Origin of the sequence: Agriterribacter humi (assembly GCF_009192765.1) — a bacterium.
GTDB lineage: Bacteria > Bacteroidota > Bacteroidia > Chitinophagales > Chitinophagaceae > Agriterribacter > Agriterribacter humi.
In genome coordinates this window covers 326,930-341,208 of the sequence record NZ_VOHQ01000001.1, presented here as the reverse complement: position 1 = coordinate 341,208, position 14,279 = coordinate 326,930, and the positions used below count along the sequence as shown (strand labels likewise).

At 43.6% G+C, this 14,279-nt stretch carries 9 protein-coding genes; 2 read left to right on the top strand and 7 right to left on the bottom strand.

Going from position 1 to position 14,279, the window contains the following annotated elements; genetic code table 11:
• The first annotated feature begins 360 nt into the window (after positions 1-360).
• Complete coding sequence (locus tag FRX45_RS01295; RefSeq protein WP_152266579.1) at positions 361-588, top strand: hypothetical protein; 228 nt, start codon at positions 361-363, stop codon at positions 586-588.
• Positions 589-725: 137 nt separating this feature from the next.
• On the opposite strand, the gene FRX45_RS01290 is transcribed toward FRX45_RS01295, so the two are convergent.
• From FRX45_RS01290 to FRX45_RS01265, 6 genes are all read right to left on the bottom strand, one after another.
• On the bottom strand, positions 726-1,547 hold the full coding sequence (locus FRX45_RS01290) for a class I SAM-dependent methyltransferase (RefSeq protein ID WP_152266578.1): 822 nt from the start codon (positions 1,545-1,547) through the stop codon (positions 726-728).
• 114 nt (positions 1,548-1,661) lie between these two features.
• Positions 1,662-2,582 carry an ROK family protein gene (locus tag FRX45_RS01285; protein WP_152266577.1) on the bottom strand — a complete coding sequence of 307 codons (921 nt, stop codon included), beginning with the start codon at positions 2,580-2,582 and terminating at the stop codon, positions 1,662-1,664.
• Positions 2,543-5,266, bottom strand: coding sequence for a GH92 family glycosyl hydrolase (locus tag FRX45_RS01280; RefSeq protein WP_152266576.1), 2,724 nt, complete (start codon positions 5,264-5,266; stop codon positions 2,543-2,545). The genes FRX45_RS01285 and FRX45_RS01280 overlap by 40 nt, the downstream gene beginning before the upstream one ends.
• Positions 5,267-5,335: 69 nt before the next feature.
• Complete coding sequence (locus FRX45_RS01275; protein WP_152266575.1) at positions 5,336-6,541, bottom strand: DUF4185 domain-containing protein; 1,206 nt, start codon at positions 6,539-6,541, stop codon at positions 5,336-5,338.
• 139 nt (positions 6,542-6,680) lie between these two features.
• Positions 6,681-8,036, bottom strand: coding sequence for a sugar porter family MFS transporter (locus FRX45_RS01270; protein ID WP_152266574.1), 1,356 nt, complete (start codon positions 8,034-8,036; stop codon positions 6,681-6,683).
• A 3-nt stretch (positions 8,037-8,039) separates the two neighbouring features.
• Positions 8,040-9,818 carry a class I mannose-6-phosphate isomerase gene (locus FRX45_RS01265; protein ID WP_152266573.1) on the bottom strand — a complete coding sequence of 593 codons (1,779 nt, stop codon included), beginning with the start codon at positions 9,816-9,818 and terminating at the stop codon, positions 8,040-8,042.
• Between the two features lie 369 nt (positions 9,819-10,187).
• Here FRX45_RS01265 and FRX45_RS01260 point away from each other — a divergent pair, with 369 nt between their 5' ends.
• Complete coding sequence (locus tag FRX45_RS01260) at positions 10,188-12,533, top strand: GH92 family glycosyl hydrolase (RefSeq protein ID WP_152266572.1); 2,346 nt, start codon at positions 10,188-10,190, stop codon at positions 12,531-12,533.
• An 80-nt stretch (positions 12,534-12,613) separates the two neighbouring features.
• Here the strand turns inward: FRX45_RS01260 and FRX45_RS01255 are convergent, their stop codons facing one another.
• Positions 12,614-14,089 carry a catalase gene (locus FRX45_RS01255; RefSeq protein WP_152266571.1) on the bottom strand — a complete coding sequence of 492 codons (1,476 nt, stop codon included), beginning with the start codon at positions 14,087-14,089 and terminating at the stop codon, positions 12,614-12,616.
• Positions 14,090-14,279: the final 190 nt, after the last annotated feature.

Sequence of the window (14,279 nt, the reverse complement as noted above, 5' to 3'; positions counted from 1 at the left end):
AGAACATAGCAGGCGCGAAGTTGGGAGACTTCACACGGCGGAAATTAAGCACTAAGTTGACGGCTATGGTGGAGACACGTACCAGGGCATCTGAAAATTCGACTCCAAAGGAGTCGCTTTAAACTTTTCTCTTCTTGTTATAAATCTTGTATCCTTTCAGGACAGGAAAGGCCTTTATTCCAATAGCGGTCTGATCCCTTCTGCGGCGGGTGCCGACCGATTTACGTATAAGGACTTGTATTGACCCTAAAAGGGTCTGAACGTTTATAACTACACGATAAAAGCATTACGACCCTGAAAGGGTCGAACAAAATCTTCTTATATATAATGACTCTTTGTTTTTGCCTTCCTTTTCAGTAAATGCGGCTAATAAAAATTATAAATTTTGGCAGCGGGATCCGTTGGCGTTTAAACCTCACACAAAAGAATACAGCTATTCAGAAACTACAATACATTCACGACAATCCTTTGGCAGAACACTGGCAATTAACGGATGATCCTGTTAAGTACTATTATTCATCAGCAAAATATTATGAAACGGGCATTGATGATTTTGGATTTTTGAATAATATTGTGGATATGTTTTGAAGGAATACCATACTGGTACGTGGTGACGTGTACCAGGACATCCGAAAACATCCCGCCCCGGTTCGTGCCTCACGAACCAGGGCATTGGGAATGATTGCCTTCTGCCCCAACGAAGTTCTGCCGTGTCCGTGTTTCCATTATTTCCACGCCTGAATGATTACAGCACTCATTGGAGCGATCATGGGAGCAGCTCCGAATTTTTCAGCAAGTTCTTTTTCCACCTTAATTTTTATCTCATCTATCCAGGCAGGATTACGCTTTTTGATCTCCTCATAAATAAGTCCCCCCTCTACAAGACCATAAGCAGCTTCTTTTGCGGTTGGGCTGACGGAAAAAAGCTTTACTTTTTCAATTGATATTTTTGCAAACCCGGCATCCTGTAATAATGGTGTTATGGCAGCTTCATCACTCATCGAGGTCGAAAGATTATATGATTCAGGCAAGGGCCCTTCCAAATATTCCTGTGCTATAGATCTGGAAGAATAGGACGCAGCGTTATTCTCCAGCTTATCCCAGGTGGTAAATAAAAATAGGCCGCCCGGTTTTAGAACCCGATATACCTCTGCAAATGCCTTCGGCTTATCAGGAACAAACATATATCCGAAACAACAAACAACCAGGTCTATACCATTATCGCTAAAAGGAAGTTGTTGGGCATCTATATTTTGCCAGTCAATATCATGATGGCTTAATTTCTTTTTGGCTACGGCCAACATATCCCCGCTAATATCTGAAGCGATTAATTTTGCCGGGGGTGGAATACGTTCCCGGATATGGCGGGTAACGCGGCCTGTTCCGGCAGCAATTTCCAGCACAATAGATACCAGGGCGGGGTCAATTCGTTTTGCAACTTCTATGGCATATGGTTCAAAGAATAAGGGACCGAAAAATTGATCATAATGAGTAGCAGTTTCTCCCGGCAAATCAGACGAAGAAACTTTAGCCGAAGTATCATTCATAAATTATTGATTTTATTTTTTAAGAAACGGCACAGCGGTTAGCTTCGGCTTCCAATTCATTTGAAGCTGGTCGTGACACGAACCAGGGCATCAGAAATCAGCAGAGAGATTTTTTTATTCCCACAAATATGCAGCCCCAATGAGCGCAGCATTTTCTCCCAATTGGGCAGGCACCAGCATACAGGAAAACATATGTTGCCGGAGCACTTCTTCGCAATAGGGTTTAAATAGATCCAGGGCTTTGGCGATGTTTCCGCCAATAATAATTCTTTCGGGGAAATGATCAAAAAAGCGGTCTTTCAATACTTCACCTAATGTATAACCAAATTCTTCAAACAATTTCCTGGCAGCCACATCATCATTGGCCATAGAAGCCAGTGCTTTTACCCCGGTAACTTTTTCTTTTTTTCTTTTTGCATATTCTGATACAAACCACCTTGAGCTTAAGAATTCTTCGGCCCTGCTCTCACGAAAAGGGAAGCACCAGAGATCTCCCTCGTGGAAAAAGCCATTCTCATACATTGCCGAACCCAATCCTGTTCCCAGCGTAATGCCGGCAACATGATTACAGTCTTTCCCCGCACCTGCTTTCAATTCACCTGCCAGGTAAGCCGTGGCATCATTCATCATACGGATGCTGTTAGAAGCTATGCCCAGTTCAGCAGCCAGCAATTGCTTTACATTCAAACCATACAGGCATTCGTATTTATGCAAACCGGTAATAAGGCTGATGCCTTTTTCATAATCAAAAGGACCGGGCATGGCAATACCCATGCGGTCAATGCTGCTTCCATGCGCTTTGGCACAGGCGGTTATGGTTTTGGCCCATGAGCGGATGACATGCTCCTTATTTTGCAAAGGATCTATTTCTCCCCGCACGCAGGCGCCCTCAATAATTTGTCCGGTATCTGTATTAACCATACACGCTGTAATATGCGTGCCGCCAATATCAACTCCTATAACCAAATTGTCCATCGCTTTTTGTTGATTTGCTTTTAAGGTATACATGCAGGAGGCAGCGCCGCTGTTCCCCATTGTTTGTTGGGTTTATCGCCCATCCACAATTCAAGTATCCCGCCTTTGGTAAAGGTATCATGGCTGAACCAGAAATTATTCAATGTTTGATCATTCAACTTCGCGGACTGTATATAACAATGCTGAGCACTATTGTTATAGGTTTTAATCACAAACTTTTCACCCTTGTAATATTTTCTATCTAATTGAATAGTTACTTCATCAAAAACCGGTGAAGTAATCTCATACACCGGCTGCTGTGCCTGGTTGCCCATAATGTCGAACAAGCCAATTGCCATCAGGGCGCTTACGCCGCCCATTTGTCCCTGGTCTTCATCGTGCCCGCCATAACCCTGGTCTGGCGTTACGCCGCCATACGCCTGCTCTTTCACTCTTCGAACCCAGTATTGGGTAAGCCAGGGCCTGCCGCCATAGCTGAATACATGTGCGTTGGAACATCCCGGCTGATTGGCATAACTAACGTAACCACTGGTATAACCATATACAAAGTCATTCGCCTGCGATTGTTCAAATGCATAGTTCAGTTTATTGCAAAAGCTGTCCGATCCTCCCATCCGGGTTACCAGTTCAGGAATAGCGTGCGACACTCCCCATGTTGCCTGCCAGGCATTCGCTTCTATCCAGCCACTGCCACTCAGCGCATTTTTATGTATGAAAGTGCCCTGTTTATTTTTAGGAAATAATAATTTTTGTGTTGTATCAAAACACAACTCCCAGCCTTTGGATCTTTTATTAAAGAAGGTATAGTCTTTCTTCCTGCCCAGTTTAGCCGCCATCTGAGCGATGCCCCAATCCTGGAAAGCGGCTTCAATGGTGATACCTGCGTTATCCGGCCACCATCCGTTGCGGGTATAAAAATTGATGTCTTCACGGCTGCCGAGCATACCGCCCGGCAGGTGATTTCGCTTCACTACTTCATACGCGTGCTTCACATTTGTTTTGGTTAATAACCCTTTCATGTATGTACTTACGATGAGATTAGAGGCAGGGCAACCCGTCATGATATATGAATACCCGCCGCCGGATGGCCCGCGCGGTAACAGGTAACCATTGTTCGCATATTCAATCATAGAAGACGATAGCTCATCCATCATTTCCGGCCATGCCAAACCCCAGAGTATATTCAGGTTCCACTGGGTAAGCCACCACGCATCGGAGTTATACATGCTGAACATTGGTTTACCTGAAGCATCTTTGGGAACCGTTTTTATTTTAAAAACGGCATCTGTAAAATTGCCTTCTCTTTTACCGGTAGTGCGATCGGGATAATCACCCGATAAATCACTGATTTTTTGTCTGCCCAGTAATACATGCCACAGATCGGTATAAAATTTAATTTTCTGTTCCCGGCTGCCTCCCTGTACGTCTATACGCCCAAGCCATTGGTTCCAGGTATGCTGTGCCTGTTCTTTTACGTTAGCAAAGTCCCAGGTGCTGCATTCCTGCTGCAGGTTATTCCGGGCATTTTCTATTGTGGTATAGGAAAGCCCGATTTTCATTTGTAGCTCATCTCCTTTGTTAAAGTTGTATGCAGCGGCCAGGGTCAGGCTATCGCCGCTTGCGTGATTGATATTTTTTATTGTTTCATTGCCCTGCCATGCATCAAGCGATGTAAAGGGCTTATCGAACCGGATAACAAAAAATATGCGTACATCCTTTGGACCGCCCCAGTATCTTTTTATGGAACTGAAAGATCCTTCTATCGCGGTATCACTGATGCGGGTAATTTTTGCATCAGCCATGGTACTGTTGGACACATGACCAGACAGGTTAATAATGATCCTTCCTGCGGTTTTTTTTGTATAGCGAAACCTGTAATAATTCACTCTTTCTGTGGCTGTCTGCTCTACCCATATCTTATTATTCTGAAGCATCACCCGGTGATAACCCGGCTGCACGATCTCGTCATCGTGACTAAACGCAGATTTCCAGCCTTGTTGACCTTCTGCGGGATTTTCATGTTCAGAAGCGGGCATAATCTCTATCCCGGACATCATCCATGCATGAATTTGTTCAAAACCCAGGATTTCTTTTTCGTTGTAGTTATAGCCTCCGCCAAATTGGTTTTTGTTGCGTGTTAGGGGCGCTGAACTGGCCATTCCAAATGGAAGGCTCCCGGTAATAAAAAAGAAATATCTTCCACGATTGGTTTCAATATAAGGGTCTACCCACGAAACATAATCCTGTGCCTGTTCAGGAGAAGGAAATACTTCTATTTCGGAAAACCCTATATCTCGTCCTGTGGCATCCGTTACCACAAACTTAACCCACTTCACCCTGCGGGCCGTAAACGAAATCGAAATGCCGCTTCCATCGGAAGGTATCTGGTTTACCCATAATATACTGCTGTCGCTGAACATTAGTTTACCTCCGGCAATATTTTCCTTTAACGAAGGACGATCGTATAATACTACTTTATTAATAAGCTGTGTTTGTTCCCATTCTAATTGTATCCATGGCAGCCGGATATAGCCCCAATCGGTGGATACTCCTTCACAAGCCCATTCACCCTTGCCGTCTACACCTATCCAGCCGTCAGTTACATGTTGTGCAGCATACGTTTCACTGGCAATAGTACTTGCTGTAACTTTTGCCAGCGGAGCGATATTACCAGGACCCGCATAACTAAAATTGCTGATGCAGGTTATACAAGACAATAAAAAAATATGACAGAATCGTCTCATGTTTATATTTTTAGAATGGTGATACTACAAAATCCGGACGGTTTTATTAATTGGATACAACGGCAGTTGTTACTTGTATTTCAGTTTTATAAATCGTGGACGGTATAAGTGAGGGAATTTTTTTATATCCCCTAAAAAATCAAACGAGTTGATATTATAACTGATCAGTAATTCACCGGGTTGTGAAAGCACAGGATGCGCCTTGGCATTGTAAGGAAAAAGATTTGGTGAATCTTTCAGATCGTCTTTTACATCATATACGTCTGTAATGTCTCCAAAGGGCCCGGCGGGTGATGTTCCAACCCTTACTGCCACATGGGTTCCGATCGCATCTTTTTGAAACACCATCAGGTAACGGCCATCGGTAAGTGGTGTTACGCTCATTTCGTTGGATGCGCGGTTTGCAATGGGTTGGATGGCTGTTATATCGGCCGTCCACGATTGACCATCCCAGAACTTCCATTCATTAAATTGTTCAATGGCCTGCGGCAGAACCCTTGCTGCTATCACCTCTTTATTTTTACCTCTTACGCCATATATATACAGGTAGCCATCGGCGTTAGGCGCACCGGCTTTTTTTGTGTTAACCAGTACGCCGGCGCCAAACGAACCAAGGGAGTCAGCATGTTCTCCCTGGGAAAAAGGAATTTCCATTTGTGTTATATGCTTGAACGGGGGCTTATCACCTGCTGGTATACGAATGAGCGTATTGCCGGTTTGTTTAAAACCAAACACAGCCTGCCCGGGAATATTTTTTATGCTATAGCCGAAAATATAGATATCATTATTCCTTTCCGTATTTACAAATCCGTCGCCCAGCCAGTAATATTCTCCCTGTTGAGTAACAGGTGTATTGGGTACAAACACGGATGAAGGATGATGATCGGCGCTTTTATTCCAATAAAAACGAATTGCCATGCTATCCGGCTTGCCGCCCGTTAACAGTGCTACGCTGTTGTTGATCATGGTAAAGCCGTTCTCCAGCGAATCATTAATATTTCCCAGCAAGGTATCGCTAAACCATATCAATACACTGTCCTTATTTCCGGTGGCTTCTTTCTCAAGCCCGCTTAAAGCAATTGAATATATACCATCGCCACCGAACCAGCCGTGATTTCTTTTAAACAGTGCCGTCCATTCCGGTGCGGGAACTGCTGTAAATGTCAGCTCAGAAGAAAGTTGTTCATCCTGTTTCGCTTGTGTGAAACAACCGCAGTGTAAAACTCCCGTAAAAAAAATGGATAGACTGATAATAGGTAATCTTAGTATGCGCATCGTTACTAATTGATATGTTATTCCACAAAGGTGAAATGATAAACGTGAAACGACAAGCGTCAGGCATGCACAATCTCCCACGTCTTACATCTCCTTTCTCCTATCTCCGTTTCTCGTTTCACTATTGACCATTCACTATTCACTGCACCTTCCTCCACATCTCCTGTATCTGCTCCAGTGTTTTCCCTTTGGTTTCGGGCACAACATTCAAGATAAAAATAAAGGCCATTACAGAGGTTATCATGTATATCCAGAAAGTGTAAGCGCTGCCTATTGATTCCAGCAGCATGGGAAAGGTTTGTGATACCACGTATACCGAGAGCCATAAAAAAAATATAGCTACGCCCATTGCCCTGCCCCTTATATGGTTGGGGAATATTTCTGCCACCACTACAAATGTGAGGGGTCCAAGAGAAATGGCAAAAAATGAAATGTACAGCAGTATCCCCGCCAGCACCCAGTACCCCCCGGCAGATTCTGTATAAAAAGCCAAACCAACAATTGCCAGGCAAACCGCCATACCTGCAGAACCAATAAGCAGTAATTTTTTTCGCCCGAGCTTGTCTACATATTTTATGGCGATAATGGTAAGCAGCAAATTAATACCGCCAACCCATACGGTTTGCATCAATGCCGAAGAAGAACCGCTTCCTGTAGCCTTGAATATCTCCGGTGCGTAATACATAATTACATTGATGCCGGTGATCTGCGAAAAAACAGATAATACGATACCTATGAACAAAGCCGTACGCAAACCGGGTTTTAGGAGGTCAGAAAAAGGTGCTTGCTTCTCCGTTAATGATTCACGGATGGAAATGATTTCTTTATCAGCATTTTCCCTGCCATTTACTTTGGCAAGTATACGATCGGCTTCATCCCACCTGTTTTGTTTTGCCAGCCAGCGTGGACTCTCAGGTATCGGGAGCAGCAAAAAAATAAATACAAGAGAGGGAACCAGGCCAGAGCCAAACATCCACCTCCATCCGGAATCTACGTTCCAGGCATTATCATGTAATCCTGCGATACCGGCATTTACAAAATAAATCAGCAGTATACCGGTCACGATCCCCAACTGGTAAATAGATATAAGCCTGCCCCTGATAGCGGCCGGGGCTATCTCCGAAATGTACATGGGCGCCAGGATAGAAGCGATACCAATACCTATGCCGCCAATGAAACGGAAGAAAATAAAATATTCAATACCCGAGGGAATAAGTATACCAATGGAAGAAATGGCAAAAGCAAAACCAGATATCATCAGCACTTTTTTCCTGCCCAGTTTGTCACTGAGCACTCCCGCCAGCATGGCGCCTGCCATACAGCCAACCAAAGCACAGGAAGCCGTCCAGCCTGTCATAGCGGGAGAGAGGTTATATTTTTCCTGTATAAAACCGATAGCGCCGGCAACCACAGCAGTATCATAGCCGAAAAGCAAGCCGCCCACAGCCGCTACAAAAGTGTACTGGTATACGTATTTTAAACTATAATTTTCCATATATTAATTGCTGTGATAATCCCCGAGGTTTTCTGTATTTACAAATGCTTTTACCGTACAACAGGTTGTGCCAACACCATCGCCGTATGGGCGAACAGTATATACACCAACAGCAGCCGGTACAATAAAAGTTTCCGCATAATGCACAATAAAAGGTTTAAAAGCGTCTCCGGGACTTTCTACAACCGCTTCCCGGCCTTCTACAAGATTAAGTATATTCACAATGCCATTGGTATTGTGATAAACCTTTCCTGTAAACCAATGCCTTCTTGTTTCTATAAAAGAACCTTTATGAAGTCCGGTCCTTTCTTCTATCCATCCTTCTCCTTCTGCAATTTTTTGTACCTGGTTGAGAATATTATTTTTAGTCCATTGTGTGGTGCGGTTCCATTGAATAGAATGCTGACCGTGCTTTAATGAAATAGGCCTTGGTTTTCCGTCCATGCCCATTCTTCCCCAATCCCACAACTTAAATGTAAAAATGTAGGGCGTGGCGCTGATTTCAAGAACTACACTGTTGGCACCCGAGCAATGCACCGTTCCTGCCGGGATCAGTACATGATCGTGCTTGCGGATCGGCCATTTTTCTACATACTGATCCGCATCAAATGCTATCTTTTTTTCCTGGGCCGCTTCCAGGTCGCTGATCATCCGTTCCGGAACAATTCCTTCTTTAAGGCCGAGGTATACAAAAGAATCATCTTGCGCTTCCAAAAAATAATAGCTTTCATCCTGTGTATAATCCATCCCGAACTTTTCGCGGATGTATTCTTTTAACGGATGTACCTGCAGGCTGAGGTTTCCGCCATGCATCGTATCAAGGAAATCAAACCTTATGGGAAACTCGGCCCCGAAAGCTTCAAATACCTTAAGGCCCAGCAGCGCTTTGGGCTCACTAAAAACAAGATTAATGGACGGTGTTTCAAATAAAATATGATCAAAGCGTATCAGCAAACTGTTTTCTTCCGGCACACAATCAAAGCCCCATGCAAAATTTTTTTCTGTTCTTTCAAGATCACAAACTTCCTTCAGCCATTGTCCTCCCCAGGGTCCGGGATCAAAAAAAGGTACCACCCTGAAAGGCTGGTGCACTATTTCTTTCAACGCATCCTGTAATGCTGATCCGGATACCATCTTAGGGTCATCGGGGTGTGTTGTATCCAGTACATAATCAGCCACGGGCAGTAATTCTTTTTTTAACCTGTCGCATACACGCCAGTCAACAAAAAAAGCTCTTTTATACTGGTACGAAAATGCATCGTTGGGGTTATTGGTTCCCAGGTTACTGATTTCATTACGCCTGAACCGCAGTTGAATTTCCCAGCGGGGCATATCTGCATAAACCAGCATATGCGGAGCTTCATAGACAAGAGAGGCTCCCGTTCCATAAATGCATATTATGCCTTTACTATTTTTAACCTCCTGCTTTAGTTGTTCCAAACGCTCCGGATTAAAGAAGCTTTTTATATTGAGGGAAGTGATACGGCCGAAAACGGGATCATCCGTAACGTAAGGGTATACCAAATGTTCTACCTGCTCTGTTTCGGACATCGCAGGTTGAACCGGAAAAAACTGTATCGTATCGTTGGTATGTTTTTTTAGCTGCTCAACCAGTTGTTCCGCTAACACACCATGATAGCATTCAATAATTATTACGCAGGGTTCTTCTTCTTTTTGATAAATACGGCTTTGCAGCTCGGCTGCAATTTCATTCCAGCCTGTGTATCCGTTATAGCCCTGTATTGCCACCTCGGGGAACTTGTCAAAATTAGAATTATACAAATTATTACTTTTAAAGTGAATGATGAATAATAACAGAGTGCTCCCGCATATGCCTGTGCCAAAGATTTATAATTGAATATAAAACAAAAAAGCAACCCGGAGGATTGCATGCATTATCTGAAAGTGCTCACTGGTAATCGTTATGCAATAAAACAACTCCGTTCATTTAAAATGTACTCCTGTACCGTCTATCACCAAATTAAAAATTGCCATTGCCTCTGAAAGCCGGTGTTTCAATATCCTGGTGCAGATTTGAATGAAAATTGTGCATGGTTATTTAACAGAAGTTCGTAGATTTATGTCTATATGTCCATACATATCAAATGTAGAAACTTTTTTATTCATTCCCAATTATTTTTTAATTTTTGTATGAAGATATTACGCAGATACCATGCGCTTCTTTTGTTGCTGCTGCCATACTGCTTAACTGCTCAAAACCTGCTGAAGTATGTTGATCCCAATATCGGCACAGCACATAGCCGCTGGTTTTTTTACACCCCTGCGGCAGTGCCTTACGGGATGGCCAAGCTGGCGCCTTCTACCAACGGGCATTATGGCAATGCCTCGGGATGGGAAGCTGTAGGATATGATACAAGACAAAATTCTATTGAAGGATTTGTGCATTTCCATGAATGGCAGATAGGTGGGGTTAGCTTTATGCCAACAACAGGAGCATTAAAGGTAAAGCCGGGTAAGTTAGAAGACGTATCCGGTGGTTACCGTTCGCATTTTAACAGGAAGCACGAGGTTGCTGAACCGGGCTATTATAAAGTATTGCTCGATGATTATAATATTACTGCTGAACTAACCGCTACAAAAAGAGTGGGCTTTCACCGGTATACATTTCCTGAAAACAGTCATTCACACATTATACTGGATATTGGAAACAAGCAGGGAGAAAGCGGTGAAGTAACAGATGCAGGTATACATATGATTGATGATACCCGTTTTGAAGGTTTTGTAGTAACGTATCCCCAATATCTTCGTTTGTATGATCCCGAAGGTAAAGTAGCCATGTATTTCTATGGTGAGCTCAGTAAAAAGCCTGAAAGTGTTGGAGCATTTACCGGAAACAGTATCCGGGAAAATACTTTATCTGCCGGCGGAAAAGGAGCCGGGCTTTTTTTAAATTATCAAACCGCTGAAAATGAAAAAATAGAAATTAAAGTTGGACTTTCCTATACTTCCGCGGCCAATGCAAAAGAGAATTTAACGACGGAAGCAGCCGCACTTACGTTTGATGATGCAAAAATAAAAGCGCAAAACGTTTGGCAACAGGAGCTGGGTAAAATTATTGTAGAAGGAACAGATGAGCAAAGCAAGAAAAAATTTTATACCGGTTTGTTTCATGCATTACTGGGAAGAGGTATCGCCAGCGATGTAAACGGCGCTTATCCCAAACATGGCGGGCTGACAGGTCAGTTAAAACGGACGAATGGTAATGAGGGATCCGAATTTATGAATACCGATGCCATATGGGGCGCTTTCTGGAATATCACCCAGTTATGGGCGCTGAGTTACCCCGGGCGGTATAACAGTTATGTGAACACACAGTTGCAGATTTATAAGGATAAGGGGTGGTTTGGAGATGGCATTGCCAATAGTGAATATGTGTCGGGTGTAGGAACAAATTTTGTTGGACTGGCCATTGCAGGCGCTTACCAGGCAGGAATACGGAATTATGATATAGCCCTGGCTTATGAAGCTGTTAAGGCCAACGAATTAAACTGGCGAAGCAGGAAAGTGGGATCGGGAAAGATGGATACCAAAGCATTTGTTGAACATGGCTTCGTTCCCTATCTTGAAAAGAATACAACAGATTCAACCGGGTCGCATTTTTCTGCTTCACATACGCTTGAATATAGTTTTAGTGCTTTTGCCGCCGCTCAAATGGCCAAAGCACTGAGCAAAAAAAAGGATTACCAAACGCTGATCAGGTACGCAGATGGCTGGAAATCTGTTTTTAACCCGCAGTATAAACTCATGCAGCCCAAAAAGGCGGATGGTTCTTTTATAGATGATTTTAATCCACTTGAAGCATGGAGAGGTTTCCAGGAAGGAAATGCAGTACAATACACGTTTTACGTGCCGCACAATCCTGCTGCGTTGATCAGCGCTATAGGGAAGGATCAATTCAATAAACGCTTAGACAGCATTTTTCAATCCTCGCAAAAAAACGGGTTTGGTGGTGGTAAAGAAATAGACGCATTTGCCGGCATAAAATCATTGTATAATCATGGCAACCAGCCCTGCCTCCATATTAGCTGGCTCTTTAATTTTTCAGGTAAACCATGGTTAACCCAAAAATGGACAAGACTGATCTGCAATGAATTTTATGGAACAGAACCCATTCACGGCTATGGCTACGGGCAGGATGAAGACCAGGGCCAGTTGGGTTCCTGGTATGTATTGGCCGCTCTTGGATTGTTTGATGTAAAAGGATTTACAGATGCGAAACCCATCATAGAATTTGGCAGTCCTTTATTTGACAAAGCCACTATCACATTAGGTAATACAAAAACACTGATTATTGAAACAAAAAATAATTCAAAGGGAAATATATATATACAATCGGCTCAGTTCAACGGAAAGCCGTTGAATGATTGCTGGTTGTACAGGGAGGATCTGATGAAAGGCGGTAAGCTCTTATTTATAATGGGAAACGAACCCAATACGGCATGGGGCGTTAAAATACCGCCTCCGTCACAGCAATAATATTTTCCGGGAAGTAGTGTATGATAAAGCCTTTTGCGCTCAGCAGGGCAAAAGGCTTTATAGTATCAAGAACTTAGTTTTTAGCGCTCCAGGTGAAAACTGTTCACTTCATCCATTGTTAACCCCAATGCTTTTGCCACACCCTCTCCATAAGCGGGATCGGCCTTATAGCAATTGCGGATGTGCCGGATCTGTATAAATTTTTGAGCACCACCAACCTGTGCGGCCGTATTTTTAAACAATAGTTCTTTTTTATCATTGGTCAGTAAGCGAAACAGGTTACCCGGCTGTGAATAATAATCATCATCGTCTGCCCTGTAATCCCATGCAGTAGCATCACCATGAAGGGCTAACGGCGGTTCTTTGTATTCGGGCTGCTCCTGCCATTCATTAAAACTGTTGGGTTCATAATGTTTTGTGCCTCCGTAATTACCATCTACCCGCATAGCGCCATCCCTGTGAAAACTGTGATACGGACATTTGGAAGCATTAACCGGTATCTGGTAGTGATTTACGCCCAGGCGGTAGCGTTGCGCATCGCCATAGGAAAATAACCTGCCCTGCAGCATCTTATCCGGAGAGAAACCAATTCCGGGAACAATATTGGCCGGGTTAAATGCAGCCTGCTCCACTTCCGCGAAGTAATTTTCCGGGTTACGGTTCAATTCAAATTCACCAACCGGGATCAAAGGGTAGGCTCCTTTTGGCCATATTTTTGTTAAGTCAAAGGGATGAAAGGGAGAGTTGTTGGCTTCCTCTTCCGTCATGATCTGCACGAACATTTTCCATTTCGGGAAATCACCTCTTTCAATGGCATCAAACAGGTCTCTCTGATGCGTTTCCCTATCGCTGCCAACTAATTTTGCCGCTTCTTCATCCGACAGGTTTTCAATTCCCTGCTGCGTTCTGAAATGGAATTTTACCCAGTGCCTGATGTTGGCCGCATTAATAAAACTGAAAGTATGGCTACCAAAACCATGCATATGCCGGTACGATTTGGGAATTCCCCTGTCGCTCATTACTATGGTTACCTGGTGCAAGGCCTCGGGTAGCAGTGTCCAGAAATCCCAATTGTTATCAGCGCTTCTCAAATTGGTTTTTGGATCTCTTTTAACAGCGTGGTTCAAATCGGGAAATTTCATTGGGTCCCTGAAAAAAAATACGGGTGTATTGTTGCCCACGAGGTCCCAGTTACCCTGGGTAGTGTAAAATTTCATAGCAAATCCGCGGATATCACGCTCAGCATCTGCCGCACCACGTTCCCCTGCTACAGTAGAAAAGCGTACGAACATGTCTGTTTTCTTACCGATTTCAGAAAAAATGGCGGCTTTTGTGTACTGTGTAATATCGTGGGTTGCTGTAAACGTTCCATAGGCGCCCGATCCTTTGGCATGCATACGTCTTTCGGGGATTACTTCACGGTCGAAATGGGCCATTTTCTCCAAAAACCAAAAATCCTGCAATAAGGCCGGCCCTCGTGCACCGGCGGTTTGAATGTTCTGATTGTCGGGAACGGGATTCCCGGTTGTGGTAGTTAATTTCTTATTATTTTCCATGGTTGTTAAATTTGCTGGTTATACAGGCAATATTAGCCTTTTGATACCACAGAAAGGCCTTTAGTGGCTATTTTATATATCTATTGCAGATAGATAACTTCTATCAGTGAATAGTGAAGGGTGAAAGGGGAATGGTGAAAAGTAAATGGTCACAGTTATCAGTTGGTACGCTTTAGCTGAATCTGAATGC

Coding starts and splice junctions, on each gene's coding strand:
- FRX45_RS01295 (WP_152266579.1), top strand. CDS start 361: ATGCGGCTAATAAAAATTATAAATTTTGGCAGCGGGATCCGTTGGCGT.
- FRX45_RS01290 (WP_152266578.1), bottom strand. CDS start 1,547: ATGAATGATACTTCGGCTAAAGTTTCTTCGTCTGATTTGCCGGGAGAA.
- FRX45_RS01285 (WP_152266577.1), bottom strand. CDS start 2,582: ATGGGGAACAGCGGCGCTGCCTCCTGCATGTATACCTTAAAAGCAAAT.
- FRX45_RS01280 (WP_152266576.1), bottom strand. CDS start 5,266: ATGAGACGATTCTGTCATATTTTTTTATTGTCTTGTATAACCTGCATC.
- FRX45_RS01275 (WP_152266575.1), bottom strand. CDS start 6,541: ATGCGCATACTAAGATTACCTATTATCAGTCTATCCATTTTTTTTACG.
- FRX45_RS01270 (WP_152266574.1), bottom strand. CDS start 8,036: ATGGAAAATTATAGTTTAAAATACGTATACCAGTACACTTTTGTAGCG.
- FRX45_RS01260 (WP_152266572.1), top strand. CDS start 10,188: ATGAAGATATTACGCAGATACCATGCGCTTCTTTTGTTGCTGCTGCCA.
- FRX45_RS01255 (WP_152266571.1), bottom strand. CDS start 14,089: ATGGAAAATAATAAGAAATTAACTACCACAACCGGGAATCCCGTTCCC.